Source organism: Allostigmatella hybrida, from assembly GCF_020103775.1.
Lineage (GTDB): Bacteria > Myxococcota > Myxococcia > Myxococcales > Myxococcaceae > Hyalangium > Hyalangium aurantiaca.
In genome coordinates this window covers 84,652-111,230 of record NZ_JAHXBH010000014.1, presented here as the reverse complement: position 1 = coordinate 111,230, position 26,579 = coordinate 84,652, and the positions used below count along the sequence as shown (strand labels likewise).

General features: G+C 70.1%; 22 protein-coding genes. 11 read left to right on the top strand and 11 right to left on the bottom strand.

What is annotated here, in order from left to right; all coding sequences use genetic code 11:
• Nucleotides 1-69: 69 nt before the first annotated feature.
• The 3 genes from KY661_RS21440 to KY661_RS21430 are packed head-to-tail and all read right to left on the bottom strand — an operon-like array spanning nt 70 to nt 3,495.
• A complete protein-coding gene (locus KY661_RS21440) occupies nt 70-1,236 on the bottom strand; it encodes an ABC transporter permease (protein WP_225411988.1) in 1,167 nt (388 codons plus the stop codon).
• On the bottom strand, nt 1,233-1,967 hold the full coding sequence (locus KY661_RS21435; protein WP_225411987.1) for an ABC transporter ATP-binding protein: 735 nt from the start codon (nt 1,965-1,967) through the stop codon (nt 1,233-1,235). Before KY661_RS21435 ends, KY661_RS21440 begins: the two co-directional genes overlap by 4 nt.
• Before the next feature lie 13 nt (nt 1,968-1,980).
• A complete protein-coding gene (locus KY661_RS21430) occupies nt 1,981-3,495 on the bottom strand; it encodes an alpha/beta hydrolase (RefSeq protein WP_225411986.1) in 1,515 nt (504 codons plus the stop codon).
• A 122-nt stretch (nt 3,496-3,617) separates the two neighbouring features.
• Between KY661_RS21430 and KY661_RS21425 the strand changes: the two genes are divergently transcribed.
• The 9 genes from KY661_RS21425 to KY661_RS21385 all read left to right on the top strand — a co-directional run bounded on the left by KY661_RS21425 (nt 3,618) and on the right by KY661_RS21385 (nt 15,030).
• Nucleotides 3,618-4,442, top strand: a complete 825-nt coding sequence (locus KY661_RS21425; RefSeq protein WP_225411985.1) for an NDR1/HIN1-like protein — start codon at nt 3,618-3,620, stop codon at nt 4,440-4,442.
• A gap of 101 nt (nt 4,443-4,543) precedes the next feature.
• The gene (panD, locus tag KY661_RS21420) at nt 4,544-4,936 is read left to right on the top strand and encodes an aspartate 1-decarboxylase (RefSeq protein WP_225411984.1); all 393 of its coding nucleotides are present in this window, start codon (nt 4,544-4,546) and stop codon (nt 4,934-4,936) included.
• Nucleotides 4,937-5,091: 155 nt separating this feature from the next.
• The gene (locus KY661_RS21415; protein ID WP_225411983.1) at nt 5,092-10,374 is read left to right on the top strand and encodes a trifunctional serine/threonine-protein kinase/ATP-binding protein/sensor histidine kinase; all 5,283 of its coding nucleotides are present in this window, start codon (nt 5,092-5,094) and stop codon (nt 10,372-10,374) included.
• Between the two features lie 94 nt (nt 10,375-10,468).
• Entirely contained in the window at nt 10,469-10,909 is a 441-nt protein-coding gene (locus KY661_RS21410; RefSeq protein WP_225411982.1) for a hypothetical protein, read from the top strand.
• A 6-nt stretch (nt 10,910-10,915) separates the two neighbouring features.
• Complete coding sequence (locus tag KY661_RS21405; protein WP_225411981.1) at nt 10,916-11,542, top strand: hypothetical protein; 627 nt, start codon at nt 10,916-10,918, stop codon at nt 11,540-11,542.
• 195 nt (nt 11,543-11,737) lie between these two features.
• Nucleotides 11,738-12,430, top strand: coding sequence for a hypothetical protein (locus KY661_RS21400; RefSeq protein WP_225411980.1), 693 nt, complete (start codon nt 11,738-11,740; stop codon nt 12,428-12,430).
• 44 nt (nt 12,431-12,474) lie between these two features.
• Complete coding sequence (locus tag KY661_RS21395) at nt 12,475-13,119, top strand: hypothetical protein (RefSeq protein WP_225411979.1); 645 nt, start codon at nt 12,475-12,477, stop codon at nt 13,117-13,119.
• 109 nt (nt 13,120-13,228) lie between these two features.
• Nucleotides 13,229-13,966 carry a hypothetical protein gene (locus tag KY661_RS21390; RefSeq protein WP_225411978.1) on the top strand — a complete coding sequence of 246 codons (738 nt, stop codon included), beginning with the start codon at nt 13,229-13,231 and terminating at the stop codon, nt 13,964-13,966.
• A gap of 101 nt (nt 13,967-14,067) precedes the next feature.
• Nucleotides 14,068-15,030 carry a hypothetical protein gene (locus KY661_RS21385; RefSeq protein WP_225411977.1) on the top strand — a complete coding sequence of 321 codons (963 nt, stop codon included), beginning with the start codon at nt 14,068-14,070 and terminating at the stop codon, nt 15,028-15,030.
• On the opposite strand, the gene KY661_RS21380 is transcribed toward KY661_RS21385, so the two are convergent.
• Together KY661_RS21380 and KY661_RS21375 are read right to left on the bottom strand one after the other, a co-directional pair.
• Entirely contained in the window at nt 15,027-15,860 is an 834-nt protein-coding gene (locus tag KY661_RS21380) for a hypothetical protein (protein ID WP_225411976.1), read from the bottom strand. The two genes, KY661_RS21385 and KY661_RS21380, sit on opposite strands and share 4 nt — an antisense overlap.
• Complete coding sequence (locus KY661_RS21375; RefSeq protein ID WP_398577220.1) at nt 15,857-18,346, bottom strand: TonB family protein; 2,490 nt, start codon at nt 18,344-18,346, stop codon at nt 15,857-15,859. Before KY661_RS21375 ends, KY661_RS21380 begins: the two co-directional genes overlap by 4 nt.
• 15 nt (nt 18,347-18,361) lie before the next feature.
• Between KY661_RS21375 and KY661_RS21370 the strand changes: the two genes are divergently transcribed.
• Nucleotides 18,362-19,249 carry a hypothetical protein gene (locus KY661_RS21370; RefSeq protein WP_225411974.1) on the top strand — a complete coding sequence of 296 codons (888 nt, stop codon included), beginning with the start codon at nt 18,362-18,364 and terminating at the stop codon, nt 19,247-19,249.
• A gap of 3 nt (nt 19,250-19,252) precedes the next feature.
• Here the strand turns inward: KY661_RS21370 and KY661_RS21365 are convergent, their stop codons facing one another.
• The 4 genes from KY661_RS21365 to KY661_RS21350 form a co-directional block, all read right to left on the bottom strand.
• Nucleotides 19,253-20,359: an alpha/beta hydrolase family protein gene (locus tag KY661_RS21365; protein WP_225411973.1), complete on the bottom strand. Its 1,107-nt coding sequence runs from the start codon at nt 20,357-20,359 to the stop codon at nt 19,253-19,255.
• Nucleotides 20,360-20,512: 153 nt separating this feature from the next.
• Entirely contained in the window at nt 20,513-21,133 is a 621-nt protein-coding gene (locus KY661_RS21360) for an HAD family hydrolase (RefSeq protein WP_225411972.1), read from the bottom strand.
• A gap of 2 nt (nt 21,134-21,135) precedes the next feature.
• The gene (gene trxA / locus KY661_RS21355; protein ID WP_075006612.1) at nt 21,136-21,519 is read right to left on the bottom strand and encodes a thioredoxin; all 384 of its coding nucleotides are present in this window, start codon (nt 21,517-21,519) and stop codon (nt 21,136-21,138) included.
• A 49-nt stretch (nt 21,520-21,568) separates the two neighbouring features.
• The gene (locus tag KY661_RS21350) at nt 21,569-21,892 is read right to left on the bottom strand and encodes an FKBP-type peptidyl-prolyl cis-trans isomerase (RefSeq protein WP_225411971.1); all 324 of its coding nucleotides are present in this window, start codon (nt 21,890-21,892) and stop codon (nt 21,569-21,571) included.
• 266 nt (nt 21,893-22,158) lie between these two features.
• On the opposite strand from KY661_RS21350, the gene KY661_RS21345 reads away from it, so the two are divergent.
• Entirely contained in the window at nt 22,159-23,442 is a 1,284-nt protein-coding gene (locus KY661_RS21345) for a hemolysin family protein (protein WP_225412050.1), read from the top strand.
• 71 nt (nt 23,443-23,513) lie between these two features.
• Here the strand turns inward: KY661_RS21345 and KY661_RS21340 are convergent, their stop codons facing one another.
• Entirely contained in the window at nt 23,514-24,500 is a 987-nt protein-coding gene (locus KY661_RS21340) for an outer membrane protein (RefSeq protein ID WP_225411970.1), read from the bottom strand.
• Between the two features lie 128 nt (nt 24,501-24,628).
• Entirely contained in the window at nt 24,629-26,518 is a 1,890-nt protein-coding gene (nadE, locus tag KY661_RS21335; RefSeq protein WP_225411969.1) for an NAD(+) synthase, read from the bottom strand.
• Nucleotides 26,519-26,579: the final 61 nt, after the last annotated feature.

Genomic DNA, 26,579 nt, shown 5'->3' with positions numbered 1-26,579 from the left:
ACCTTCGGACGCCGTGCGCAAAGCCTTGGAGTTCACTTTCCGTCCTCTCCTACCGCACGGTGCGTTTTCTTAGCGGCCGAAAATGATGCGTTCTTGACCCAGGAGGTGCGTGGTGAAGCGCAGGCAGGCCGCCGCCGCCACCAGGCACCCGAGCGCACCCAGCAGGTAGGGCAGCCCGCCCACGGCCTCGCCCCGCATCACCTCGCCCATGAGGAGCTGCTGGCCAAACACGGGGATGGCGAACATCCAGGCCTGGCTCTTGATGGGGGACAGGCCCAGGAGGAGGCTGGGCACCAGCGGCAGCATCAGCAGGAGCTGGAGGTAGGTCTGCGCCTCCTTGAAGGAGCGCGCGAAGGTGGACACCAGCACCTGCCCCGCCGAGGCGAACAGCGCCAGGGGCAAGAGCGCCGCGAGCATGCTGACCACCGACGTCCCATCCAGGTGGACCTTCAGCCCCAGGTCCTGGAGCGGCACGAGCCGCAGCATGACGAGGAAGGCCCCCAGGCACACGAGCGTGGACAGGGCCGCGAACACCACGGCGGTGAGCCACTTGCCGGCCACCACGTCCCCGCGCCCCACGGGGTTGATGAGCAGGGGCTCCAGCGAGCCGCGCTCGCGCTCCCCCGCCATGGCGTCGATGGCCACGTTCATCCCGCCCATGAGCGCGGCGAACACGAGAAAGTACGGGACGATGTAGAGCGCCCGGGCCGCCAGCCGCTCCGGCGTGGCCAGGTCCACCTCGTCCACCCGTACGGGGGCCGCCAGCTCCGGCGACACGCCGCGCGCGAAGAGCCGCTGGCCGCCCAGCATGCCCGAGTAGGCCTGGAGCATCGCCTTCAGGCGCTCGGCGTTGACGCGCGCCTCGTTGCGCGAGCTGTCCACCACCACCTGCACCGCGGCCGTGCGCCCCGAGGAGAAGTCCTTGCCGTAGTCCTCTGGAATGATGAGCACCGCGTCCAGCTTGCCCGCCTGGAGCTGGGCCTCGTAGTCCGCGGGCGGCTCGGTGAACTGGGCCCCGTAGCGCTGGAGGAAGGCCATGAGGCTGGGGGCGTGCTCCCTTCCCACCACCGGCACCTCCAGGGGCTTGGTGTCCTGGTACCAGGAGGCCATCATCGTGAAGAGCAGCGCGGAGACGAGCGGCCCCAGCAGCGTGCCCACCAGCGCGCTCGACACCGAGCGCCGGTCCCTCAGGTGGTCCTTCAGCTCCTTGCGGAACACCGTGGTGAAGCGGCTCATTGCATCAACCCCTGGTCCGATCCGATGGCGGAGATGAAGGCCTCCTCCAGGCTCTCCTTGCCCGTGCGGGCGCGCAGCTCGTCCGGGGTTCCTTCCGCCACCACGCGGCCCCGCGCCACCACGACGATGCGGTCACACAGCGCCGTCACCTCCTGCATCACGTGGCTGGAGAAGAGCACGCAGTGCCCCTCCGCCTTGAGCCTGCGGATGATGGTGCGCACCGCGCGGGTGCTCATCACGTCCAGGCCGTTGGTCGGCTCGTCCAGGAGCACGTTGCGCGGCGCGTGCACCAGCGCCCGCGCCAGGGCCACCTTCATGCGCTCGCCCTGGCTGAAGCCCTCCGCGCGGCGGTGGGCGATGTCCTTCATGTCCAGGAGGTCCACCAGCTCATCCACGCGCTTGTCCAGCGCCGCGCCGGACAGGCCGTGCAGCTCCCCGGCGTAGCGCGCATGCTCCCGGGCGGTGAGGCGCGGGTAGATGCCGCGCGCGTCCGGCAGCACACCGATGGCCCGGCGCACGTCCATGGGGCGCTCGGCCACATCCAGCCCGTCCACCCGGGCGGTGCCCTTGTCCGGGCGGATGAGCGTGTAGAGCATGCGCAGGGTGGTGGTCTTCCCCGCGCCGTTGGGCCCCAGGAGGCCCGTGACGACGCCATCCGCCGCGGAGAAGGACACATCCTCCACCGCCGTCACCGCGCCGAAGCGCTTGTGCAGGTGGCTCACTTCAATCATGCGGAAGCTCCCGTCACGGCACTGGCCCGGCGAAGGAGGTGAAGAAGGGGGGCCGCGTCATCGCCGCGCCACACTCGGACTTCAAGCCCTCCACGCTGCCTTGGGCCACGAAGTCCGCCATCAGCTTCTGGATGCAGCCGAGCGCCATCGTGCTGTGGCCCACCCCCGGCACCACCACGTGCAGGCTGTGGGGCAGCGTCTTCCGGGCCTCCTCGGCCCAGGAGGGCGGCGTCACCGGGTCCAGCTCCCCGGAGAGCAGGAGCGTGGGCACGGGCGAGTGGACCGGCTCCCGGTAGCCCTCGGGCACCGTGCCCCGGGGCCACACGCCGCAGGGCTCCAGCATGTTGCGCACCATGGAGGCGCCGAACCACGTGCCGGCCGTCTCGCGCTCGATGGCCTCGTCCGTGATGAAGGGCGCGTCCTCCGCGCAGACGACGGAGAAGAACATGCCGTGGCTCACCGACTCGCTCATGCCCCCGGTGATGCCCTGGCTGAGCGCGACGAAGGGCGACCACTCGCCCCGCGTGGCCTTGTCCAGCACGAGCGGCACCAGCGCCGCCAGCTCCGGCACATAGAGCTGGCCAAACAGCGCCTGGAGCACCGTCCTGCGTGAGAGCGTCACCTCCTCGGGCACGCCCGTGAGCGGGTGGGCCACGCGGACCTTCACCGGCGCCTGCTCCATCTGGGCCAGCATGGCCTGCACGCGCGCGCGCAGCTCCGGGAAGGCCTTGCCGCAGGCCGCGTCCTGCTCGCAGTGGGTGAAGAGCAGGTCCAGCGCGCGCTGGCCATCGCGCGGCGAGTAGAGCGGCAGGTACAGGCTCAGGGGCGCCACGCCGTCCAGGATGGCGGTGCGCACCCGGTCCGGGTGCTGGCGCATGTACACCAGCGCCGCGCGGGTGCCGTAGGAGACGCCCCACAGGTTGAGCTTCGGGTAGCCCAGCGCGTCGCGCACCTCGTCCAGGTCGTCCATGGCGATGGGCGTGGTGTACAGGCGCGGGTCGGCGTCATAGCCCTCCAGGCACTTGCGGAACTCCTCCTCGCGGTAGGCGTCGTCGAACTTCGCCGCCAGGCCCTCATCCGGCGGGGCCGGGTTGCACTTCAGCGGGTGGGAAGCCCCCGTGCCCCGCTGGTCCACCAGGAGGATGTCCCGGACGCGGTGGATGCGGTCCACCGCCTTGAGCACCGTCACCTCCGTGGCCGCCTGGCCGGGCCCGCCCGCCAGCAGCACCAGCGGCTCCGGCTCCGGGGCGGCCGCCAGCGCCGGCACCACCACCACGCGCAGGGAAATCTTCCGTCCCTGCTTCGCGGCGCGGTCCTCGAAGACATCATAGGTGCCGCACAGGGCCGGGGCCTCCAGGCCCTCGACGCGGCAGGTGCTCAGCGCCAGCCGGGGCCCCGCGGAGGCGGCGTCCTTGCGCGCACAGGCCCCCGCGAGCAGGCCCCCGGCCAGCACGAGCGCGGCGAGCCGCCAGGCGCCACGGCGGCCCGGGAGGGCACGGGGGTCAGGGGTGAAGGTTTCGCCGGCCACGCGTGCCTCCTCCAGGGGGCGTCCAGGAGCGGGACTTACCACCCTGGGCCGCCCTGCGCACTTTTCGGTGCCGGGGTACCGCTTGCAGCCACGCCCTGAAACGGCTTCCATGCCGCCCGCCCATGATGAAACGCTCTCTCCTTGCCCTGCTCGCCGTGACGCTGGTTACCCTCACCGGCTGCGCCACGCTCAAGAAGCTCTTCAAACGGCCCACCGTCAGCTTCAAGACGGCGCGCCTGTCGAGCGCCTCGCTGTCGGACGCGACCGTGGACCTGGTGTACGAGGTCCGCAACCCCAACTCCTTCGGCCTGTCGCTGGCGAAGGTGGACTACGCCTTCTTCGTCGAGGGCAAGCAGGTGGTGGCGGGCGCCCCGCGCCAGGGGCTCAACCTCAAGAAGAATGGCACCAGCGAGCTCGTCTTCCCGGCCAACGTGCGCTTCGCGGACATCGCCCCCGTGGTGCAGACGTTCCTCAACAAGGACGCGGCCGCCTACAAGGCCCAGGGCAGCATCGGCATCGAGACCCCCATCGGCGTCCTGTCCTTCCCCCTGTCCAAGGAGGGCACCTTCGAGGTGCCCAAGATTCCCAAGGTCATGTTCGAGGCGCCCCGCATCGCCAACATCACGCTGACGGGCGCCACGGTGGAGTTCCCCCTCACCATCACCAACCGCAACAGCTTCCCCCTGCCCGTGGCCGCCCTCACCGGCGCCCTCAAGGTGGCCGGGGCCAACGTAGGCACCCTGTCCACGGGCAACCTGGGCCTGCTGGATGGCGGCGGCGCCAAGCAGGTAACGCTCCCCCTGCAGATCAACTTCGCCCAGGCCGCCCAGGCCGCCTCGGCGCTGCGCTCCAACAACGCCCAGCAGCTCAGCTGGAGCGGCCAGGTGACGTCCGGCAACCAGAGCCTGCCCCTCGTCCTGTCGCAGCTCGTCAACTTCCGGCGCTGAGCCCTCCCCTCCCGAAGGGCAAGCAAGCAAGGGGGAACGGGTTGTCCCCCGCTCCCCTGGGCGCTACGGTTGCGGCGCCCCTCTTGGCCCCCTCTACTCCCATGCGACGCATCCTCTTCAAGTCGAAGATTCACCGCGCCACCGTCACCCAGGCCGACCTGGACTACGAGGGCTCGGTCACCATTGATACGAACCTGATGCGGGCCGCGGACATCCTTCCCTACGAGAAGGTGGCTGTGTGGAACGTGACCCGGGGCACGCGCCTGGAGACCTACGCGCTCGAGGGCGAGGCCGGCAGCGGCGTCATCTGCATCAACGGCGCGGCGGCCCACCTCAACCAGCCCGGGGACGTGGTCATCCTCGCCACGTTCGCCGAGGTGGAGGCCTCGGAGCTCGCCGGCTGGGAGCCCACCGTCGTCTTCGTGGACGCCAAGAACCGCCTCATCCCGGGCCGCACCCAGGAAGTCCCCGGCCCCGCGCGCCGCATCGCCTGAGCCCCCGGCCCCCGGCCAAGCGGAGAAAGTCCGGATTCCGGCGTCTTTTCCGGAAGCGGGGTTGAGCTTTCAACATGCCCTGGGGGCTTGTCCTCACATCGCACAAGACGCCAGGATCTCTCCCAAAGCACAATGGCGCTGGGGGGAATTGATCCATGCTGACCATACCAGGCTACACACTCGTGGGCTCTCTGAAGACCACGGGGTCCAACCTGCTTTTCCGCGCCGTCCGGGACTCGGATGGCCTGCCCCTCATCCTGAAGATGCCCATGGCCTCCTCCGGCGCCCGCGAGAGCGAGCGGTACCGGCGGGAGTTCGAGCTGCTCCAGCGCTTGAGCGATGTGCAGGGCATCACCCGGGTCCACGCCTGCGAGCGCATCCATGACCGGCTCGGGCTGCTCTTGGAGGAGGTGCAGGGGGACCTGCTCGCGGACCTCACCGGCAAGCCCTTCGAGCTGGGACAGGCGCTGGACATCGCCATCTCGCTGACGTCCATCCTGGCGGAGCTTCACCGGCGCGGCGTCATCCACAAGGACATCAAGCCCTCGAACATCATCATCACCCCCTCGGGCGAGGCGCGCCTCATTGACTTCGGCATCGCCACGCTCCAGCTCGTGGAGCACGTGGACGCGGCGCCCGCCCCCCTCATCGAAGGCACGCTGGCGTACATGTCGCCCGAGCAGACCGGGCGCATGAACCGCGCGGTGGACTACCGCACGGACCTGTACTCGCTGGGCATCACCCTCTACGAGATGCTCACGGGCCGCCGGCCCTTCCACGGGCGCGACGCGCTGGAGTGGTTCCACGCCCACATGGCGGTGGTGCCCCAGCCTCCCCTCGAGCTCGTGCCCAGCCTGCCGCCGGTGCTCTCCGCCATCGTGCTCAAGCTGATGGCCAAGGTGGCCGAGGAGCGCTACCAGAGCGCCGACGGGCTGAAGGCGGACCTGGAGCGGTGCCGGGAGAACCTGCGCCGGGGCGTGGACGAGGACTTCCCCCCGGGCGTGTATGACTTCCCCACCCACTTCCAGCTCCCCCAGCGCCTCTACGGGCGCGATGCCCACGCGGCCACGCTGCTCCAGGGCTTCGAGCGCGTGGCGCGCGGCGGGCGCCCCGAGCTGCTGCTCGTGCGCGGCTACTCCGGCATCGGCAAGTCCGCGGTGGTGCACGAGCTGCACAAGCCCGTGGTGCGCCAGCGCGGCTTCTTCCTCAGCGGCAAGTTCGATCAGCTCCAGCAGGCCATCCCCTACGCCACCCTGGCGCAGGCCATCCGGGGCCTGACGCAGCACCTGCTGGCCGGCAGCGACGAGGCGCTGGCCCGGTGGCGCGCGCGGCTCCAGGAGGCCTTCGAGGGCCAGGGCCAGCTCCTGGTGGACCTGGTGCCCCAGTTGGAGCTCGTCGCCGGCAAGCAGCCGCCCGTGCAGGAGCTGCCCCCGTCCGAGGCCCAGCACCGCTTCACCCGCGTGTTCCGCAAGTTCCTGGGGCTGTTCGCCACCCCGGAGCACCCGCTCGTCCTGTTCCTGGATGACCTGCAGTGGGCCGACATGGCCAGCCTCCAGCTCATCCAGCACCTGCTCACCTACCCCACCTCGCCCTCGGTGCTCGTCATTGGCGCCTACCGGGACAACGAGGTGAGCCCCTCGCACCCGCTGAGCCTGGCGCTGACGCAGATGCGCGAGGCGGGCGCGCGGATGACCGACGTGCAGCTCGAGCCGCTCCACCTCGAGCAGGTGCGGCAGCTCGTCTCGGACGCGCTGCCCGGCGCGGTCACCACGGAAGTCGTGGAGCCGCTGGCGAAGCTCGCGCACGAGAAAACGGGCGGCAACCCGTTCTTCCTCCTGCAGTTCATGCTGACGCTCCACCAGGACGGGCTGCTGGTGCGCACCCTCAAGGGCACCTGGCGCTGGGACGCGGCGGGGGTCCAGGCGAAGGGCTACTCCGACAACGTCGTGGACTTCATGGTGGGCAAGCTGCGCCAGCTCTCCTTCGGCACCCAGCACCTGCTGCGGCTGGCCGCGTGCGTGGGCAGCACCTTCCCGCTCCAGACGCTGGGCATCATCTCCCACCGCCCGGAGGTCACCGAGGTGCAGCGGGAGTTGTCCCCCGCCTTCCTGGAGGGGCTGCTCGTGCGCGTGGGCACGGAGCAGTACCGGTTTCTCCACGACCGCATCCAGCAGGCCGCCTACACGCTCATCGCCAAGCAGGAGCGCAAGAACGTCCACCTGAAAATTGGCCGCTTGATGCTGGAGAGCCTCTCGCCCGAGGAGGTGCAGGAGAAGCTCTTCGATGTCGTCGGCCAGCTCAACGCCGGCGCGGAGCTCATCATCGAGCCCGGGGAGCGCCTGCGCGTCGCGCGCCTGAACGCCGAGGCGGGCCGCAAGGCCAAGGACTCGGTGGCGCTGCGCTCGGCGGTCAATTACTTCACCGCGGCGTTCCAGCTCCTGCCGGGCGAGCCGTGGGAGGTGGACCCCGCGCTGGCCTTCCGCATCCGGCTGGAGCACGCGACGTGCGAGTTCATGAGCGGCAATGCCACCGAGGCGATCCGCCTGGTGGATGACCTGCTCCTGCACACCCGCGCCCCCAAGGACACGGCGGCCGGCTACTGCCTGAAGACCGACATCCTCATCGGCATGGGCGACATCCAGAACGCGCTCACGTGCTTGCTGGAGGGCCTCGCGCTGATGGGCATGCCCATGTCCCCCCACCCCACGTGGGAGGAGGTGGAGGCGGCGCACGCGGAGGTGGAGGCGCTCATCGGCAAGCGCTCCATCGAGAGCCTCGTGGAGCTGCCGCGCATGACGGACCCCAACACGGAGGCCGTCATGAGCCTGCTGGGCGCCATGTACGCGCCGGCCTTCGTCACGGACACCAACCTGCTGCTCCTGCACCTGAGCCGCATGGTGGCCCTGAGCCTGCGCTACGGCAACACGGGCGCCTCGGTGAACGGCTACACGTGGTACGGGCTGGCGGTGCTGGGGCACGCCTTCAAGCAGTACCGGGAGGGCTACGCCTTCGGCGAGCTGGCGTGCGCGCTCGTCGAGCGCCACGGGTTCACGGGCCTGCGGGGCAAGGCGCTCTACGGCATGGAGATGCTGGCCTACTGGACCCAGCCGCTCTCCAAGTCCCTGGAGTTCGTCCGCCAGGCCTTCCAGCTCACGCTTCAGGCCAGTGACAGCCAGGTGGCCGGCTACTGCTTCAACCACATCGTCATGGTCCGCTTCTTCCTGGGGCACGACCTGGCGGAGGTGTACCAGGAGTCGGTCACCAACCTGGACTTCGCCCGCCGGGCGGAGTTCCGGGACTCGAAGGACATCGTCCACTTCACCCAGCGCCACGTGCAGCAGCTGCGCGGGCTGACGCCCTCGTTCGGCTCGATGAGCGGCGATGACTTCGACGAGGCGGCCTTCGAGGCGGGGCTGACCCCGGCGCGCATGAGCACCATGCGCTGCTGGTACTGGCTCATCAAGTCGCAGTCCTGCTTCATGCGCGGCGCCTATGCCGAGGCGCTCGAGGCGGCGGACAAGAGCTTCGAGCTGAGCTGGTCCTCGATTGGCCACATCCAGCTCATGGAGATCCACCTCTTCCGCGCCCTGGCCCTGGCGGCCTGCTACGGGACGATGTCCGGGGACGGGCAAGCGAAGGCCCTGGAGGCGCTGCGCCAGCACCGGCAACAGCTCGCGGACTGGGCCGTCTACAGCCCGTGGACGTTCCAGGCCCCCGAGCGGCTCGTCGCCGCGGAGCTGGCCCGCGTCACCGGACAGCATGACGAGGCCCTGCACGCCTACGAGCAGGCGTACCAGGCCGCGTCTGAGCACGACTACCGCCAGAAGGCGGCCCTCGCGTGCGAGCTGGCCGCGCGCTACTGGTACGAGCGCCAGGTGCCCACCATCGCCGAGGCCTATGCGCGCAAGGCCCGCAAGGGCTACCTGCGCTGGGGCGCCCGGGGCAAGGTCCAGCACCTGGACACCGTCTGGCCCCACCTGGCGTCCTCCGACGGAACGAATGACGCCTCCACGGACACCAACTCCACGCACATCGACGCGCTCGCGGTGGTGAAGGCCCAGCAGGCCATCTCCGAGGAAATCGTCCTGGAGCGGCTCACCGCCTCGCTGCTGCGCATCGCCATCGAGAACGCTGGCGCCCAGCGCGGCGCCCTGCTGCTGCCCAATGGTGACACCCTGTCGATCGCCGCCCTCTCCGGCGCCACGCCCCCGGAGCCCGGGACCGGCAAGGCCGAGGCCCCGCTGCCCTGGACCGTGGTCTCCTACGTGAAGCGCACGCGGGAGCACGTGCTCATCAACGACGCGTCCCAGACGCACCCGTACACGGCCGACCCCTGGTTCGAGCACAACCCGGTCCGCTCCGTGCTGTGCCTGCCCCTGCTCATGCAGGAGGAGTTCCGCGGGGCGCTGTACCTGGAGAACAACCTGGCCACCAGCGCCTTCACCCCCTCGCGCATCAAGCTGCTGGGGCACCTGGCCACCCAGGCGGCCATCTCCATCGAGAACGCCCGGCTGTACGCGGAGGTTCAACACGCCGAGGGAGCCCTGCGCCGGGCGAACGACGAGCTGGAGAAGCGCGTGGAGGAGCGCACCCGGGAGCTGAAGCAAACCCAGGCGCGCCTGGTGGACACCGCGCGCGCGGCGGGCATGGCGGAGGTGGCCTCCAACGTGCTCCACAACGTGGGCAACATCCTCACCAGCGCCGTCATCAACCTGCAGATGATGCGCGAGACGGTGGACAGCTCGCGCATGGGCCGGCTCAAGCAGGTCACCACCCTGTTCGAGCAGCACGTGGACAACCTGGCCGCCTTCCTCACGAAAGACCCGCGGGGCACCCAGGTTTCCAGCTACCTGTCCGCCCTGGCCGACGAGCTGCTGCGCGAGCAGAACACGCTCCAGGACGGCATGGGGGCGATGAGCAAGCACATCGAGCACATCCGGGCCATCGTCCAGGTGCAGCAGACCTATGCGCGCAGCACCCTCGTCACCGAGGAGTGTGACTTGTCGAACCTCGTCGAGGACGCGCTGAGCATCCAGCGCCCCGCGCTCGTCCGCCACGGCATCACCGTCTCCCAGCAGCTCACCGCGCTCCCCAAGGTGTGGATGGACAAGCACAAGGTGCTGCAGATCCTCATCAACCTCATCAGCAACGCCAAGAACGCCATGCACGCGCTGCCCGAGGGCCAGCGCTACCTGAGCATCTCCCTCGACGCCCAGGAGAACCGGGCCCGCATCCGCGTGGTGGACACCGGCATGGGCATCGCGCCCGAGGTGCGCGGGCGCCTGTTCACCCAGGGCTTCACCACGCGCGAGGGGGGCCACGGCCTGGGCCTGCACTCCAGCGCGCTGGCCGCGCGGATGCTGGGCGGCAAGCTCCAGCTGGAGAGCGAGGGGCCAGGCAAGGGCGCCACGGCCACCCTCGAGTTGCCCCTGGGCTGACAGGGCGGGCGCGCGCACGCTTTACCCTCTGGCGGACGCTCTGCGATGCTCGGGGCGTTTCCAGCAAGGGGCCCCGCCCCGGAGGCATGGCACGATGCGGAGGATGTGGGTGAGTGGAGGACTGGTGCTCGCGCTGGCGGGGTGCTCGTCCATCGAGACGCGGCCCAATCCCCAGGACGAGGACGTCCTCTTCGGCTCGAACGTGCCGGTGTACCCGGCGCCCAAGGTGAGCCGCTGCGCCGCGCACGCCAAGTCCTCGCTGCGCGGCCCGTGCGAGGACGCGCTCTACCTGGGCACCGCGTACACGCGCCGGCTCTCCGTGGGGGACGAGGTGTGCATCGATGGCGGCTACGGCGAGGAGGTGGGCCCCGCGTGCAAGGCCCGCGCGGCCGTCATCGACACGGGCACCAACAAGGTGAAGCTGGAGGTGCGCGGCACCAAGCCGGACTCCCGCTGGTTCAACTCGGAGATGCGCCATGCCTGGTACGAGGAAGGCGCCCTCGTGGACCTCTATCTCGCCGAGCAGGGGTATTAAACCACCATGGCCTTCTACGATTCCTTCGTCGCGCAGCTCTCCGCGTTCAAGAAGCTGTCCCCCCAGGAGCTGAAGAAGCTGGCCGGCTCCCGCCTGTCGGACCTGGTGCTGCAGGAGATTTCCCGCTCCCGCGTCCGGGTCTCCGACCTGGAGAAGCGCTTCCCGTCGGCGGGCCCCAAGGAGCTGGCCCAGCACCTCATCGAGGGCAAGAAGGCCATGGCCAGCATGGCCGGCGGCATCAGCGGCGTGTTCGGCCTCATCTCCGTGCCCGCGGACATGCTCTTCATGACGTGGCTGCAGATCATCCTCCTGGTGGACCTGGCCACGCTCTACAAGGTGAACCTCAAGAGCGACCGGGCCCGGGGCGAGCTGCTGGACCTGTTCGGCTATGCCAACGGCCTGGGCTCGCTGCGGCGCACCAGCCCGAAGGTGCTCGGGGGGCTGGCGGCCAAGGTGCTCGCCAAGGGCGGCCTGCCCACGCTGGGCCGGGCCATGCCGCTGGTGGCCGCGCCCATCACCGCCTACCTCAACAACCAGCACATCCAGAGCGTGGGCGAGCAGGCCGTGCGCTTCTACGAGGGCTTCGACAAGGCACACGCCAAGGCGAAGTCCCACACCAAGAAGGCCGGCTGAGCCCGCGGGCCCCTCTTCCCGGGCCCATCGACTCCTGAACATCCCGGAGCCCCTCTCCCCACCCGGGGACGGCGGCCGCGTCTCTTTTCCTTAAACGCAACTTGATTGCGTTTGTACTTTCATGACACTTACTCCCGTGCGTTTCACGAGGCCGTGAAGCGCGGAGCCCGCTTGCGGGCGTTCCCGGGAGGGTCCATGAGCAAGCTCGTGTGGGGTGTGTGCGGGGGAGGCGTCCTGGCCGCGGGGGCGCTCACCGCGTGGTTGCAGCGCCCCGTGGAGCTGCCTCCTGAGGCCCCGTTCCCTGCCGCCTCCCTCCCCGTGGAAGCCTCTCTCCCGGAGGCCTCGCCCGTGGCCGCGTCCGCCGTGGCCTCGCGTCCGCCCCGGGCGAAGGTGCCGCCTGCCGCGCCCCCCGCGCCTGTCCCGCCGCCTCCGTCCCCCACCCCGCCGCCGGTCACCGTGGCCCGGCGTCCCCCGCCCGCACGGGAGGAAGGCACCCGGGCCACCCAGCTTCGCGGCCGGATCGCCCAGGCGCTGCGCGGAGAACACCCCACGCCGGTGGCCCGCCGGGACGCCGTGCTCGGCGAGTTCTTCGCCTCGGGCGAGAGCCAGGAGCCCTGGACGCAAGAGGCCCGCGCGGCCCTGGACCGGTGGCGGGAGACGGTCGCCGCCTCGGTGCTCCCCGTGCGGCTGGAGCCCATGGGGTGCTTCAGCGCCGGGTGCCTGGCCCAGGTGAGGTTCCCGGACGCCGCCTCCTATGAAGAGGCCCACCGGCGCGTGGCGGGGCTGCAGCTCGGCGAAGTGGGGCCGCACATGCAGCTGCCTCCCGAGCACCTGCCCTCCGGCGAAGTGGCCGTCTCGTGGGCGGTGCTGCGCCCCGAGCCCCTCTGAGGCCGCGCGGACAGCCTGTTCCCCCCTCCCTCCCCTGACAAACCATGCGCTTTCCCTCCCGTCTTTCTCTCCTGGCCGTGTGTGGCCTGCTCCTCGTGGCCTGCGGTGACTCCGAGTCCTCCGAGCCAACACCCCAAGAGCCGCAACAGCCGGCAGATCCCTGCGCGCCCCACGGCCACATCCACCGCGAGGCCGAGGGCGACTGGTGCCACTGTGATCGCGGCTACCTCGCGCCCGAGGGACAGCTCGCGTGCGTGGTGGACCCCTCCTACGTGCCCCCGAAAGAGGGCGAGTTCGACTTCCAGGACGAGGGCGCGCACGCCTGCTGGCACGTGGACAACGGTCCCTACGCCACGGTGACGGCCTCGGAGGCCCGCTCACCGCGCGTGGATGCCTTCCACACGCTCTACACGCTGAACCTGCGCCCGGTGGACGGCGGGTACACCGGCTCCTTCCAGTTCAAGGCCTTCGGCACTGGGGACTTCATCGTCTACCTGAGCGAGCACGTGCCGCTCACCGTGTCCGAGGGGACGCTTCCGGTGAAGATCCTCGCCGAGAAGCACGCCTCGGTCTGCGCCGGGCTGCCGCACATGGTGGGCCTGGAGCTGACCGAAGGGGTTGTCTACACGTTCACCCTGGGCCCCACGTCCCTCGCGCAGCTCCGGATGGTCACCGAGTACTTCCCGTGACGCCCGCGAGGCCCCGGGGCCCGTAACCCTCTCACCGCTGTACCCCATGGCAGCCCAACGGCGCTCACGGTGAGCGCCGTGCGGCCATGGTTCACCCTGAGGTCATGACATGAACACAACGACGATGCGGAACATCTGGGGCGCCGTGCTGGGACTGGGGCTGGCTGCCTGTGGTCCCACCGAGGTCCAGGACGAGGCGCAGCCCGGGCAGCAGGAGCAAGGCGTGGTGCTGGAGGCGGGCTGCACGCAGCTGGACGCGCCCGTCGCGGAGCACACCTGCCACCACGTGAACAACGGCCCCGCGCTCACCGTCAACGCGAGCGCCACGCAGAACTTCCCGGGCACCAGCCCCAACATCAACACCACGCACACCTACTACACGGTCAACCTGACGGGCTCGGGCTCCTCGCGCGTGGGTACGGTGAAGTTCACCCCGGCCAAGAAGTCCGCGGACGCCACGGGCACCCAGTACGCGTGGGCGTTCTACCGCAACAACAGCACCCCGCTGGTGGTGAAGAGCGCCGATGGCAGCACGACCCTGTCGCCCGTGCTCACGCACTCCGTCGCCATGGCGGGCTGCGCGCTGACGACGGTGTCGGTCTACAACCTCACGGGCAACACCCCCTACCAGCTCGTGTTCGGCGCCACCTCGTCCGCCTCGGTGGGCATCGGCGCGGAGCGGGTGGAGGACATGCGCTCCTACTACTTCCAGGATGCGGACGGTGACGGCTATGGCAACCCCAGCGTCTACAAGCTGACCGCGTGCGTGCCGCCGGCCAACTACGTGGCCGACGACACCGACTGCAACGACAGCAACGCGTCCATCCGTCCCGGCGCGGGTTGCTAGCGCGCCTGGGGTGAGCCCGCCGCTCATCTCCGCCGGGGTGCTCCGCCATGCGCGGGGCCCCCGGCCTTCGCCGTTTCCCCCGTGCTTCCGAGATATCTCCCATGTTCCGTCTTCCCACCGCCGTGCTGTTCGCTGCCTGCTGTGCCCTCTGCCTCTCCACCGGATGCGGGGACGATGAACCCGCGCCCCTGCCGCCCCCCGGCAATGACGGAGGCAATCCGGACGCAGGCGACGGCGGCACGCCCGACGCAGGGCCCGGGGAGACCCAGGGCCCGTGGGTCACCACCTCGGTTCCCACCGAGGGCAGCACGGACCTCTACCCCGCGGAGGTGTACTACCGCACCACTGGCCAGAAGGGCCTGGCCGAGCGCAAGGTGCTCACCGTCACGTTCAACGTGCCCATGGACACCTCGGTGACCCAGGCCACGCTGCACGACAAGACGGATCCAAGCGCGGAGCCGCGCACCGTGGAGGGCACCTGGTCCCCGGACGCGAAGACGCTGACGTTGACCGTGCTCCAGCCCGAGGAGGGCGGTCCGGTCCTCTATGGAGAGAACGCCTATGCGGTGGACCTGCGGGGCCTCCGGGATGTCGAGGGGCACGCCCTCGACGCGGCCCACGCGGGGCTGGGGGATGGACAGCTGGACTTCCAGACGGCGCCCAGCGACGAGCTGCTCAACCACGCCTGCGGCCACACGCTCGCCGACACCACCACCGCCGTGAGCGCCTCCGCCACCCCGTCCGGCACGCTGCCGCGCATGGACAAGACCCATACGTACTACGCGGTGACGGTGCCCTCGGACAGCGGCGAGCCTTCCGGCTACACCCGCCTGCGCCTGATGCCCGAGACGTCCTACCTCCTCTTCCTCGATGCGCCGGTCTCCGTGGCCCTGAGTCCGCTCGCGGGCGGAACGCCCGTGGCCTCGTCGCTGGAGCCGTTGCCCCCGGCGTGCGAGGGCCTCACCCACCGCGTTGGCTTCACCACCCCGGGCGATAAAGCCGACCTCCAGGTGCACGTCACGGGCAGCGCGGCGTTCCACGCCATCCTCGAGCAGTCCTTCTAAGGACCGGCGGGCTCCCAGGCGCTCGTGAAGGCGGTGTGCCGCCGCAGGTTGATGGAGAGGGCCCGGTGCACCTGGCTCTCCGGGGGCACCGCCACCGGCCCTCCTCCTGGGGGGACTTCCAGCCGGTCGAAGTGCGTCCCCGAGAACCAGACGTGGGGCCTGGGCTCCACGAGGAACAGCCCCTCGTCGTCCAGTTCCACCTCGCTGGGCACGAACTCCACCCGCTGCAGCTCCAGCGGGGGCGGGAAGTCCAGCCCCGCCCGGAAGGCCACCGACTGGCCCTCCCGGGAGGCCCTGCCTTCCAGCAGCACCGAGTGGCCCTCCAGCCGGGCCGCCTCCACCGGCACGCCCGCGCTCGCGGGCTGGAGCAGCAGCGAGAAGGAGCGCACCATCCCGGCGATACCGGGGGCCTTGCCCAGCACGAGCGGACCGGCCCTGTCCTCCAGCAGGTCGAACACCACCTCCCGGTCCCACTCTCCCAGCACCCGCCCTCCCGAGAAGAACTCCTCGTGCGCGTGCGCGGTGGGCAGCAGCAGCTCGCCCGTTCCCCTCCAGAGCCGTCCCGTCCACGAGTCCTGAAGCGGTGAGGGGTTCTCGAAGAGGTAGATGGGCCCGAGCAGCATCCGCGCCACCGTCAGCTCCACCCGCCATCCCGTGTCCGTGGTGAAGTGGCCCACGTGCGCCTCGCCCGGGGCCAGGGCGGCGCGCAACCCCATCTGAAACGTCACCGGTCGGCCGCCCGTCCCCGAGAGCCCACACCGCACGCCGCCCAGGCCGGTCAGCAGGCCCGTGCCGAGCCACCGGGTGAAGTTCCGCCGCGTCGTCCTCATGGCTGCTCCTCCTCGAAGTCCAGGTACACCGTCAACGTGCCGCGCAGCGTCCGGGGAGCACCGGCCGCGAAGTGGCGCGTGGCCAGCAGGGAGGCGGGAGCCTCCGGGCCGCGGAAGTTGGAGACGTAGTTGAACTCCGCCTCCCGCCAGCGCGCGTCCAGGAGGTTCTCCACCGTCAGCCCCAGCTCCACCGCCTTCCACCGTCCCCGGAGCGCCGCGTCGAACAGGAAGATGGGCTCGCTGTAGCGGTCCAGCGGGAGGGGCTTGGGGCCGATGGTGCTGTGCCCCAGCGCCACGTTCCACCCCACCCGCTCGCCCCAGAGCTCGGCCTCCCCACGCACCGAGGCATCCACCCGCCCGAGAAGCCCGGGGATGTAGGGCATGACGGTCCCCTCGAACAGCTTCCACGGCGAGGCCCCGGGCACGGGCAGCGAGGCGCGGGACCACGCGATGCTCGCCTGCACGTCCACGCGCTCCTGGATCGTCAGCCGCGCCATCGAGAACGCGCCCACCCGCTGAGAGGCCCCCACGGGCTGGTTGCGCCCGGCCTCCTCGTCGAACACGAAGTCCTGCGAGACGCGCGTGGCGAAGACGGCGCCCCGGGCCTCCACCGTGAGCGCCTCGTTCCCCGCCGTGTAGCCCAGCCCGGTCTCCGCCGAGGTAACTCGGGCAAAGGGGGCGAACTCCGCGTCCGAGAGCGCGGCGGCATCGCTGGAGCGCGCCCCCAGGCCCACGCTCGTGAACCAGGAGAGCCTCGGCGTCAACCGGGCCTCCACGGACAGCCGGGGGCTGAGCGTGAAGCCATACGCCTCGATGGCCTCCGAGGGAATGCGCTCCCCCTGCCGGTCCTCCTCCGGGCGGTTCTGGTCCTCCACCGCGAACAGGAAGCTGTCCAGCCGCGCCCCTCCGCGCAGCAGCAGCCAGGGCCGTGGGGCCACCTTGCCGGAGGCGTAGGCGCCCAGGTTCGTCACCCGGACATCGTTGTCGAAGAGGGTGAGGTACGGCGCGCCGCCCCGGTCCCTCAACCGGCGGGAGCGCGTGTGCACGGTGTCGGAGCGCACGGAGTAGCCCAGCTCCAGCGGCTGGAGCTGCCCGCCCCAGGTGATGCCCGGCGTGTACCGGCCGCGCAGCCCCAGCGTGGTGCCCCGGTAGGACTGCTCCGTGTTGTCGCCGCGCTGGGCCTCGCCCACGGGCGGGGTGTCATTGAGAAAGCCGGTGAAGTTCTCCCGGATGCGCATCTGCCGCTGCACCCAGAAGGCCTGCTGGATGAGGCGGCCTCCCTTCGACAGGCGCGTCATCAGCTCCGCCGAGCCCAGGTACCGCTGCGTGGCCCCGCCCTGGTTCGGATCATACAGGCAGAAGAAGGGGTCCTCCTCGCCGCAGTCCAGGCGCCCCGCCACCCAGTCCGTCTCCCGGATGACGCCCGCCGAGGAGAACCGGGCCGCGTAGCCCGCCCCGAACAGCCGCAGGCGCGAGGCCTCGCCCACCGCCAGCTCGCCCTGCGCCATGGCGCCCGCGTTCGAGTAGGCGCGGTTGGGGCCGAATCCATGCCCTTGCCTCAGCAGCAGCCCCACGAAGGTGGACTCCCCCGTCTCGTGAGGGCCCCAGACCAGCGCCAGGCGCCGCGAGTGGAAGCTGCCGTAGCTGCCCGACACCATCAGCCCGCGCCGCTTCAGCCCGAGCTGGTACTCCACCGTGCCCGCCACGCCGAAGTCGCCCTGGGCGGGATCATACGGCCCCTCGGTGATGCGCAGCGTGTCCACCAGCTCGGGGATGATGAAGTAGGTGTCCGCGTAGCCGTGGCCGTGGGCATGGGACACCTCGTTGAGCGGCACGCCATTGAGCCGGAACTCCACGTCCTTGCCCTCGCCCGCGTCGAAGCCCCGGATGAACACCGTCTCCGCGTGGCCCTCCCCGCCGTGGTTGGCCAGCATCACCCCGGGGGCGAGCAGCAGCAGATCCGTGGCCGAGTTCCTCGGCACATCCGCGAGCTGCCCCACGTGGATCTGAAAGTCCCCCGCCGCCACGGGGGGCGGCCGGTTCCCCTGCCCCTTCACCACCGTGGTGAACGCGGGAGCGCTCTCCGGCTCAGGAGGCGGCGGCGAGGGAGGTGGCTCCGGGGGAACGAAGGTGACGGGCACCTCCGTCTGCACTTCCACCGGAACGCTGCCCTGGGTCGCGGGCTGAAAGCGCCACCGCACCGCCGCGGCCAGGGCCGCCCGGTCCAGCACCACGCCCGCGGACTCCCGCACCTCCACCTGGGACACCTCGCCCTGCGTGTCGATGGTGAGCCGCAGGAGCACCGTGGCCGGGCGCTCCAGCGGCAGCGCCTCGGGGGGGAGCACGGGGGGGGCGGCCTCCACCGGGACCGGAGGCACCACGGCGGCTTCGAGGGGGGCGGCACTCAGCACCCCCAACACCAGAAGGGAAATCCACACGCCCTGGCCCATACACCCGCGCGCACTTGACTTGCAACCAAGTTGCATCTACTCCTTGGCTACATGAACACACGGATTTCACTTCCTGGCACGGGACGCGCCGTGCTCGCCGGGGCCCTCCTGCTCACGGGGGCGTGCTCGCCCACGGCCACGGGGGACGTCCGGGTGATGATGAGCGGCGAGGAGGGGGCGCAGGATGGCTACGCCAGCCACCTCTTCGCCGACGGCTGGTCGGTGCGCTTCACCAAGTACCTGGTCTCCGTGGGGGACTTCACCCTCACCTCGGACGCGGGAGAAACCCAGTCCTCGTCCCGGCACGTGCTGGTGGATCTCCAGAAGGGGGACGTGGCGTTGGAAGGCCTGACAGGGCTGACGGCAGGGCGCTGGAACGTGGGCTTCGCGGTGCGCCCGCCGGATGAGCGCACCGAGCTGCCCGATGGGAACGTGTCCGCGGAGGATCTCGCCCTGGTGCGCTCACGCGGCTACAGCTACTGGCTGGAGGGCGAGGCCGTGAAGGTGGGCACGGGCGTGTACCGCTTCTCCTTCGGCTTCCCGGTGAACGCGCGCATGGAGAACTGCATCAACGGCGTGGATGGGACCCAGGGCATCGTCGTGCCGGAGAACTCCACCGCCGAGGCGGAAGTCACCCTCCACGCCGAGCACATGTTCTACGACCGGCTGGGCACCCACCGCGGCGTGCAGCTGCGCTTCGAGCCCTTCGCCGCCACGGCGGGCGCGGACCGGGTCATCACCTCCGAGGGGCTCGCCACCCAGCAGCTCTTGGATCTCCGGGGCATGCAGGGCGAGGAGCTGCGCGACAGCGACGGCACGCCCGTCGTCTACGAGCCGGGCGCCTATGATGTCCGGACGCTCTGGGCGTTCGTCACCCAGAGCATCGTGGACCAGGCGCACCTCAACGGCGGGGGCGTTTGCGCGGTGAAGCCCCTGTAGACGTCAGTCCCACTTGAAGGGCTTCTGGTACTGGTTCGGGTTCTGAATCACCAGCCCTGGCCCGTTGTAGGCCAGGTTGAAGTCCTTGCGGTGGCTCATGTACACGTCGTTGTAGTTGTGCGCCGCGATGCCGCTCTTCTCCTCGAAGGGGATGACCACGGCCTTGCGTCCCATGGCATCCTGGCCGGGGTGGTTCTTGAAGCTCGTCGCGCCCTCCACACCGAACATGTTGGAGACCGGATCCTTGGTGTTGACGTAGTGCACGTAGCGGGGCCCGTCCGGGTACCGGCCCGACGCCGCGCCGAACGTCTCCGCGGAGACCTTGTACATCAGGTCGGACTTGCCCTCCTTCTTGAGCTCATCGGCCACCTGTCCGAGCGCGCGGCTGGTGATGAGTCCGCCCTGGCTGTGGGCCATCAGGTGCACGTTCTTGCCCCCCTTGAGCTCGCTGAGGACCGTGTCCCGCAGCGCGTCCACGGCGAGGTTCTTCCCCATGTTCGTCTTGTCGCCCACGCTCTGCATCAGGTCGCCGACAAAGCCATCCGTGGCGTTGTGAATGCCCACGACCTTGGAGCCCGTCGCATCGGCGGTGGCCTGGAGGGCCTCCTTCTGCTGGCTCAGGGTCGTGTTGATGCCGTTGACCTGGAGGATGGTCTCGTTCGACCGGAGGCGGCCATTCTTCGGCGTGAAGCCCTCGATGTCCTCCAGCTGGATGGGGCCCTGGTCCTTCACCCCACCCCGGTCGCCCATCTTGATGGTCTTGTCGGCGCCGACCAGGGCGCCGTCGAACTCCGAGTCACTGACGCGCTTCTGAAGATGGGTCCCCTCGACGCCGAAGATCTTCGACAGATCCTCGACGGTCTTGGGATCCTTGAGGTCCGCCTGGGCCAGGTCCACGACCGGCGGTGCGGCCTCCACGGTCGCCCCCGGCGGAGACGTCGTCACCGTGTTGCTGGGCCCCGCCGACTGCTCGAAGACATCCTGCAAGGGCTTCGCGGGCGCGGAGGGGACGGCGTTCGGGGGGGCCGCCTCGGCCGCCTTCTCGGGGGCGGAAGGGGGCGGCGGTGCAACGGCGGCGGACGGCGGGGATTGGCGGGAGATGCTCACCATGACGGAAAGCTCCAGGGGTAGGACAGCGAGGACCGCTGTGTGAGGAGCGACTCCCTGTGCGGCTTTCATGCCACAGAGTGCGACTTCCTCACGCTCCCTGAATTCCGGGGGTTAGCGTGGACCACGCGCCCACGCTCCCGGTGACTTCTGTCATCACTGGGGGTTTGAGTCCCAGGGGGGCAGGTGCGCGAGCAACGCTCCCAGCTGCTCGATGCGCACGTCCCCGTCCAGCCCGAGCCCCACGAAGCGCACCCCGGCCGCGGCCGCCGCGCCCCGGTCGTAGCGCGAGTCGCCAATCATCACCGCCTCACCGGGGGCCGCGCCCAGCTTCTCCAGGGCGTACAGCACCAGGTCCGGCGCGGGCTTGGAGCGGGGCACCAGGTTCGCGCACGCGATGCACTCGAAGAGCTCGGCCAGGTGGCCCGCCCCCAGCAGCGAGGGCGCCAGCGTCGAGGCCGTGTTCGTCACCACCGCCCGCCGCAGGCCCCGCCGGCCCAGCGTCTCCAGCAGGGGCCGCGCGTCCGGGTTCACCCAGACGTGCTGAGCGTAGCGCGGGAAGTGCTCGGTGTAGAAGCGGTCCAGCTCCTCCGGCGAGCACCCCAGCCGGAAGACCTCGATGTCCGCCTGCGTGCCCTGGCCGAAGGTGGGCGCGAACTCCTCGCGCGTCACCGGCGAGCCGCGGAAGTGCACCCCCGCGGCCGCCACCACATGGGCCCAGGCCTCCTCGCTCTTGAGGAGCACCCCATCCATGTCGAAGAGGACCGCCCGGAGCACGCTCACGCCTTGGGCGGCTCGGAGGAGGCCCGCTGCTCGGCCACCTGCTTGCGCACGTCGTCCATGTCCAGGGCGCGCACCTTGGAGATGAGGTCCTCCAGGGCCGCGGCCGGCAGCGCGCCGGCCTGCTCGAACAGGAGGATGCCATCCCGGAACACCATCAGCGTGGGGATGGAGCGGATCTCGAACGCGCCGGCCAGCTCGGGCTGCGCCTCCGTGTCGATCTTCCCGAACGTCAGGTCCTTGTGATTCTCGGACACCTTCTCGTAGATGGGTCCGAAGTTGCGGCAGGGGCCACACCAGGCGGCCCACCAGTCCAGGAGGACGATGCCCTCCTTGCCCACGGTATCCTTGAAGACTTCCTTGCTGATCTCGACCGTCGCCATTCTCAGGCCTCGTTCTTTCTCGGATCCGGGGCTCCGGACCTCTTGGGTGCTACCGCACTTCCAGCAGTTCCACCTCGAACAGCAGGGTGGACTTCGGGGGGATGACCGGCGGGAAGCCCCGGTCCCCGTACCCCATCTCCGGCGGGATGGTGAGCTTGCGCACACCGCCGATCTTCATTCCCGCCACGCCCTGGTCCCAGCCCTGGATGACCTGCCCCTTCCCCAGCTGGAAGGTGAAGCCCTGGCCGCGGTCACGGCTGCTGTCGAACTTGGAACCGGTGGTCAACGTCCCCACGTAATGCACCGTGACGGATTTGCCCGCCACCGCTTCGGCGCCCGTGCCCACCTTGACGTCCTCGATCTTCAAGCTCATCCCTCTGGTCTCCTCTGAAGTAGAAAGCCCGACCATAATGCCCCGGCGGCACGGATGCTGCTTTCCGTAAGCCCTCCACCCCGGAATTCCCGGCGGAAAGGCCCCCGGACGGCCAGGCGGGCTGGGAATCTTCACTATTCAACGCTGGCCGGGGGGGGGCTCGAAGCACGCACAACGCCCCGCCACGCCGCCCTTCCCCCCCGTAGACTGGCCCCCCCCTCGCTGACAGGAGCCCACGTATCGTCTCCGAACTCGCCATCATCCTGCTGCTCGTGCTCGTCAATGGCATCTTCGCGGGAGCGGAGATCGCCCTCATCTCCCTGAGGAAGACGCGGCTGCGCGAGCTGGTGGAGGCCGGCAGCGGCGCGGCAAAGTCCGTGCTCGCCCTCCGGGAGGACCCGGAGCGCTTCCTCGCCACGGTCCAGATTGGCATCAGCGTGGTAGGCGCCGCCGCGGCGGCCTTCGGTGGCTCCTCCATCGCCATGCGCCTGGCGCCCGTGCTCGCGGACCTGGGGGTGGCCCCCACCGCCTCCGAGGAGCTGGCCCTGGCGCTCGTGGTGGTGTTCGTCTCGTTCCTGTCCCTGGTGCTGGGCGAGCTGGTGCCCAAGTCGCTGGCCATCCAGCACGCCGAGCGCTACGCGCTGCTCATCGGCCCCGTGCTGCGCGGCCTGTCCCGGTTGATGAAGCCGGTGGTGTGGTTTCTCACCTTCAGCTCCAACCTCGTGCTGCGCTTCTTCGGCGACAAGACGAACTTCAGCGAGTCCCGCCTGTCCGCCGAGGAGCTCCAGCAGCTCGTGGAGGAGGCGGCCCGGAGCGGCACGGTGGACCCACGCACGGGCGACATCGCCTCGCGCGCCTTCGAGCTGGCGGAGCTGACGGCCTTCGAGGTGATGGTGCCCCGCGCGCGCATCACCGCCCTGTCCCGGCGCGCCTCCCAGGAGGAGATTCAGCGCGTGATTCTGGAGGAGGGGCACTCCCGGATGCCCGTCTACGACGGGGCGCTGGACAACATCGTCGGGTACGTCGTCGCCCAGGACCTGCTGGGCATGGCCTTCGAGAAGCAGCTCATCCTCCTGGAGGACGTGCTGCGCCCCGCCTACTTCGTGCCGGAGGCGACGCGGGCGTTGGACCTGCTGCGCCAGTTGCAGGCGCGGCGCTGCCCCATGGCCATCGTCGTCGACGAGCAGGGTGGGCTCTCCGGCCTCGTCACCACGGAGGACCTCGTCGAGGAGCTGGTGGGCGAGCTCTTCAGCGAGAACGACACGCCCGCCGAGCTGCTGCGCCGCGAAGCCGACGGCACGATGCTCGTGGATGGCACCGTCCCCATCCGGGACGTGAACCGGGAGCTGGGCTTCGAGTTGCCGGAGGGCGACAGCTGGTCCACGGTGGGCGGGCTCTGCATGTCGCTCGCGGGGGCCATTCCCGCGCCTCCCACCCGGCTGCCCCTGCCCGATGGCACCGTGCTGGAGGTGGTCGAGGCGTCCGCCCGGCGCGTCAAGCGCGTGCGCATCCACCCGCCCCCTCCCCCCGCGGCTTCGCCCCCTGCCTGAAAAGCACGGCGGCGAGGCCCCCCAGAACCGGGGACCCCGCCGTCATTCACTTCGAGCCATGGGCGCGTCCGTTAGAACGTGCCACCGATGTTCAGCGTGCCGGAGTAGCGGCCGTTGCCGTTGAGGCCGTCATCCACCGCGGCGAAGTCCTGGTCGAACAGGAAGTTGTAGTTCGCCCGCAGGTCGGCGGTGAAGCTGCCGAAGTGGGTCCGGAGGCCCGCGCCCACGGGCACGTTGCCCACGGTGTCGTCGCTGAAGCCGCCGCCCGTGCCGCGGAAGTTGTAGTCGCTCAGGCCGATGCCGCCCAGCACGTAGGGCTGGACCGGGGTCGCCGACAGGGCGAACGTGGCGGCCGCCTGGCCACCGTTGCGCACGATGTCCGGGCCGCTGGAGGCCGAGAAGGCCGTGTCGGACACGTCGTTCACGGCGCCGCTGTAGCCCAGCTCGAGGCCGAACACCTTGGAGGGCTTGATGGCGGCCGTCACACCGTAGGCGGCACCCGGATCAATCGCGGGGGCCAGCGAGCCGGTGTAGCCTTCCACACCGCCGCCGACCATCAGGGTCAGGCCGCGCATGTTGGCCCCGGACTCCTTCTTCTCCTGGCGCGCCACGTCGTTCTCATCGACGTCCACGGTCGGGGTGAAGGCCGCGCTGCTCGGAGGCGGCGCGGCAGGGGCCACCTGGGCGGGCGGTGGCGTCAGTTGCGGCTCGCGCAGGGGCTCACTCTGGCTGTCCCACGCGCTGCCGCTGCCACCCGTGCCGCTCACGGGCTCACACCGCAGCAAGACCTCGCCCTGCTGGGCGTCCAGCGAAGACCCGGTGCTGAGCGACGAGTCGCTCTGGGCAATCCCGGCCTGGCCACTGCCCCCGATGGACTCGTCCACCGGCTGGGTTTCGACGACCGCGACGCTCTCCTCCATCACCGACGGCGAGCCCATGGAGCTTGCCTGGGTGTCCTTCTTCTCGAACCCCGCGGGGCACTCCTTGCCGTCTCCCGCCAGAGCCGCACCGCTGTAGAGAAGCGCGGCAACCGCGCCCGTCAGAATCTTCGCTTTCATCCAACCCTCCGTTGTCCTGTGACTGACAAGAAGGTTGGGGGGGATCACGTCCCTGGCAAGATGCGTTCCAAGAACGCCCCGGGGGCAGGCCTCCCGGACGCACAGCGTCCGGGCAGGCAGTCAAGCGCTCAGTCTCGCGTCCACTCCGAGGCGGTGACGACCGGCAGTTGCAGGGCCCGCTCACGGTCGAGATCCAGGTTGCCGATGTGCAGGGACAGGGGCGACTGGACCCACTTGTAGATGGACTGGAGGAAGAGGCGGACGAACTTGTCCACGTAGCCCTTGAGCCGCTCGAGCTCCACCTCGGGGAACATGGTGGAGAGGGCCTGCACCAGCTCGGCGGGAACCAGCTTCTCGCCCGCGAAGAGGTAGAAGCACGCATCGAGGATGGGGAAGGGCATCAGCTCCTCCTCGCCCACCTGGTTGTGCGCCAGCTCCGGCCCGGCGGGCTTGGACAGCACCTTGCGGATGCCCTCGTAGCCCGTCTTCTCCTGGAGGTAGTCCAGCAGGTACATGACCACCGTCTTGGGCACGTTGGCGATGACGGCCAGCGCCCCCATCAAGTCGCCGCCGGTGGTGGTGTAGCCCACGGCCTTCTCGCTCATGTTCCCCGTCTGGAGGAACAGGCCACCGCTGGAGTTGGACCAGTTCCACATGCGCTGGGCGCGCAGGCGCGCTTGGATGTTCTGCTCGGTGATGGGGGTGACGGCCGTCTCCCCGAGCATCTGCCTCACCACGGCCAGCTCCCGGTCGAAGGCCTCCTCGATGGGCACCACCTGGAAGGGCACGCCCAGCTCCCGGGCGATGGTCTCCGCCGCCTCGCGCGTGGAGTCGCTGGAGTAGCGGCTGGGCATGTAGAAGGTCTGCAGGAGCGAGCCCGGGTTGTCCGGCCGCGCCCGCTTCGCGTACCGGTGGGCGATGAGCAGCGTGAGCAGCGAGTCCCGGCCGCCCGACAGCGAGATGCCGATGCACTTGAAGGCGCGCGTCTTCTCGAAGTAGTCGCCCACGCCCAGCGCCAGCGCGTCCAGGATGTCCTCGCACAGGGCCTCGCGGGCGGGCCTGCGCTGGTCGGGGCCGGGCAAGAAGAAGCTGCGGTGTGGCGGCGCCGGGTACGTGAGCTTCTCGCGCCGCGTCTGGAGGATGCCCATGCAGTCCAGGATGGGCACCAGCTTGCCGCCGTCGGCCACCCACTCCTCGCGGTCGCTGCGCCAGGTGGTGTTCTCCGCGCGCAGGCGCACGGTGCGGTCCAGGTCCACCACCGCCGAGGTGAAGCCCTCCTGGAAGCGCGGCGTCTCGATGACGGAGCGGCCGTTCTGGTTCAGGAAGCCCCCGCCGTCGAAGATGATGCCGTCGTTGCTGCCCAGGGCGTTGGCGTAGGCGATGGTGCACTGGTGGTCCGCGGCGCGCGTGGCGAGCAGCTCCCGCCGCGTGTCCACGAAGCCCAGCCGGAAGGGCGAGGCGGACAGGTTCACCACCAGCTCGGCGCCCGAGTAGGTGCGGCGGCGCTGCGGGCCATCCGCGCTCCAGATGTCCTCGCACACCTCCGGGGCAATCACGCCGAAGTCGAAGCGGAAGAGGTAGTCGCCCAGCGGCACGCCGCGGTGCACCTCCGCCATGCCCGGGTAGCCGCGCGAGTAGGTGCGGCCTTCATAGAAGATGTTGTAGGTGGGCAGCTTCTCCTTGGGCACCAGCCCCAGGATGTGGCCTGCGGCCACCACCGCCGCGCAGTTGAGGCGCAGGCCCTGGTGGGCCACCGCCACGCCCACCACGAACACGGTGGCCAGCTGGGCCGTCTCGCGCGCGAAGCGCTCCAGCGCCGGCCACTGGTGGTCGATGAAGCCCTGCCACTGCACCAGGTCCTCGGCGGGGTAGCCGCCGATGAGCTGCTCCTGGAAGAGGCCGACGGTGACGTCCTCGGCGGCCATCCGTCGCCCCAGCTCGAGCGCCCGGTCCACGTTCCGGGAGAACGCTCCCACGGTGGTGTTGACGCTGGCGAGCCCTACCTTGACAAGCCGCATGGGTGCGAATCCTCTCAAGGCCCACGGCGCGTGCACACGCGAGGGCCGGTGTGGTGTCCGG

What these genes read in the sequence shown, in the direction of transcription:
- KY661_RS21440 (WP_225411988.1), bottom strand. Translation starts at nt 1,236, where the DNA reads ATGAGCCGCTTCACCACGGTGTTCCGCAAGGAGCTGAAGGACCACCTG.
- KY661_RS21435 (WP_225411987.1), bottom strand. Translation starts at nt 1,967, where the DNA reads ATGATTGAAGTGAGCCACCTGCACAAGCGCTTCGGCGCGGTGACGGCG.
- KY661_RS21425 (WP_225411985.1), top strand. Translation starts at nt 3,618, where the DNA reads ATGATGAAACGCTCTCTCCTTGCCCTGCTCGCCGTGACGCTGGTTACC.
- panD (WP_225411984.1), top strand. Translation starts at nt 4,544, where the DNA reads ATGCGACGCATCCTCTTCAAGTCGAAGATTCACCGCGCCACCGTCACC.
- KY661_RS21415 (WP_225411983.1), top strand. Translation starts at nt 5,092, where the DNA reads ATGCTGACCATACCAGGCTACACACTCGTGGGCTCTCTGAAGACCACG.
- KY661_RS21410 (WP_225411982.1), top strand. Translation starts at nt 10,469, where the DNA reads ATGCGGAGGATGTGGGTGAGTGGAGGACTGGTGCTCGCGCTGGCGGGG.
- KY661_RS21405 (WP_225411981.1), top strand. Translation starts at nt 10,916, where the DNA reads ATGGCCTTCTACGATTCCTTCGTCGCGCAGCTCTCCGCGTTCAAGAAG.
- KY661_RS21400 (WP_225411980.1), top strand. Translation starts at nt 11,738, where the DNA reads ATGAGCAAGCTCGTGTGGGGTGTGTGCGGGGGAGGCGTCCTGGCCGCG.
- KY661_RS21395 (WP_225411979.1), top strand. Translation starts at nt 12,475, where the DNA reads ATGCGCTTTCCCTCCCGTCTTTCTCTCCTGGCCGTGTGTGGCCTGCTC.
- KY661_RS21390 (WP_225411978.1), top strand. Translation starts at nt 13,229, where the DNA reads ATGAACACAACGACGATGCGGAACATCTGGGGCGCCGTGCTGGGACTG.
- KY661_RS21385 (WP_225411977.1), top strand. Translation starts at nt 14,068, where the DNA reads ATGTTCCGTCTTCCCACCGCCGTGCTGTTCGCTGCCTGCTGTGCCCTC.
- KY661_RS21380 (WP_225411976.1), bottom strand. Translation starts at nt 15,860, where the DNA reads ATGAGGACGACGCGGCGGAACTTCACCCGGTGGCTCGGCACGGGCCTG.
- KY661_RS21375 (WP_398577220.1), bottom strand. Translation starts at nt 18,346, where the DNA reads ATGCAACTTGGTTGCAAGTCAAGTGCGCGCGGGTGTATGGGCCAGGGC.
- KY661_RS21370 (WP_225411974.1), top strand. Translation starts at nt 18,362, where the DNA reads ATGAACACACGGATTTCACTTCCTGGCACGGGACGCGCCGTGCTCGCC.
- KY661_RS21365 (WP_225411973.1), bottom strand. Translation starts at nt 20,359, where the DNA reads ATGGTGAGCATCTCCCGCCAATCCCCGCCGTCCGCCGCCGTTGCACCG.
- trxA (WP_075006612.1), bottom strand. Translation starts at nt 21,519, where the DNA reads ATGGCGACGGTCGAGATCAGCAAGGAAGTCTTCAAGGATACCGTGGGC.
- KY661_RS21350 (WP_225411971.1), bottom strand. Translation starts at nt 21,892, where the DNA reads ATGAGCTTGAAGATCGAGGACGTCAAGGTGGGCACGGGCGCCGAAGCG.
- KY661_RS21340 (WP_225411970.1), bottom strand. Translation starts at nt 24,500, where the DNA reads ATGAAAGCGAAGATTCTGACGGGCGCGGTTGCCGCGCTTCTCTACAGC.
- nadE (WP_225411969.1), bottom strand. Translation starts at nt 26,518, where the DNA reads ATGCGGCTTGTCAAGGTAGGGCTCGCCAGCGTCAACACCACCGTGGGA.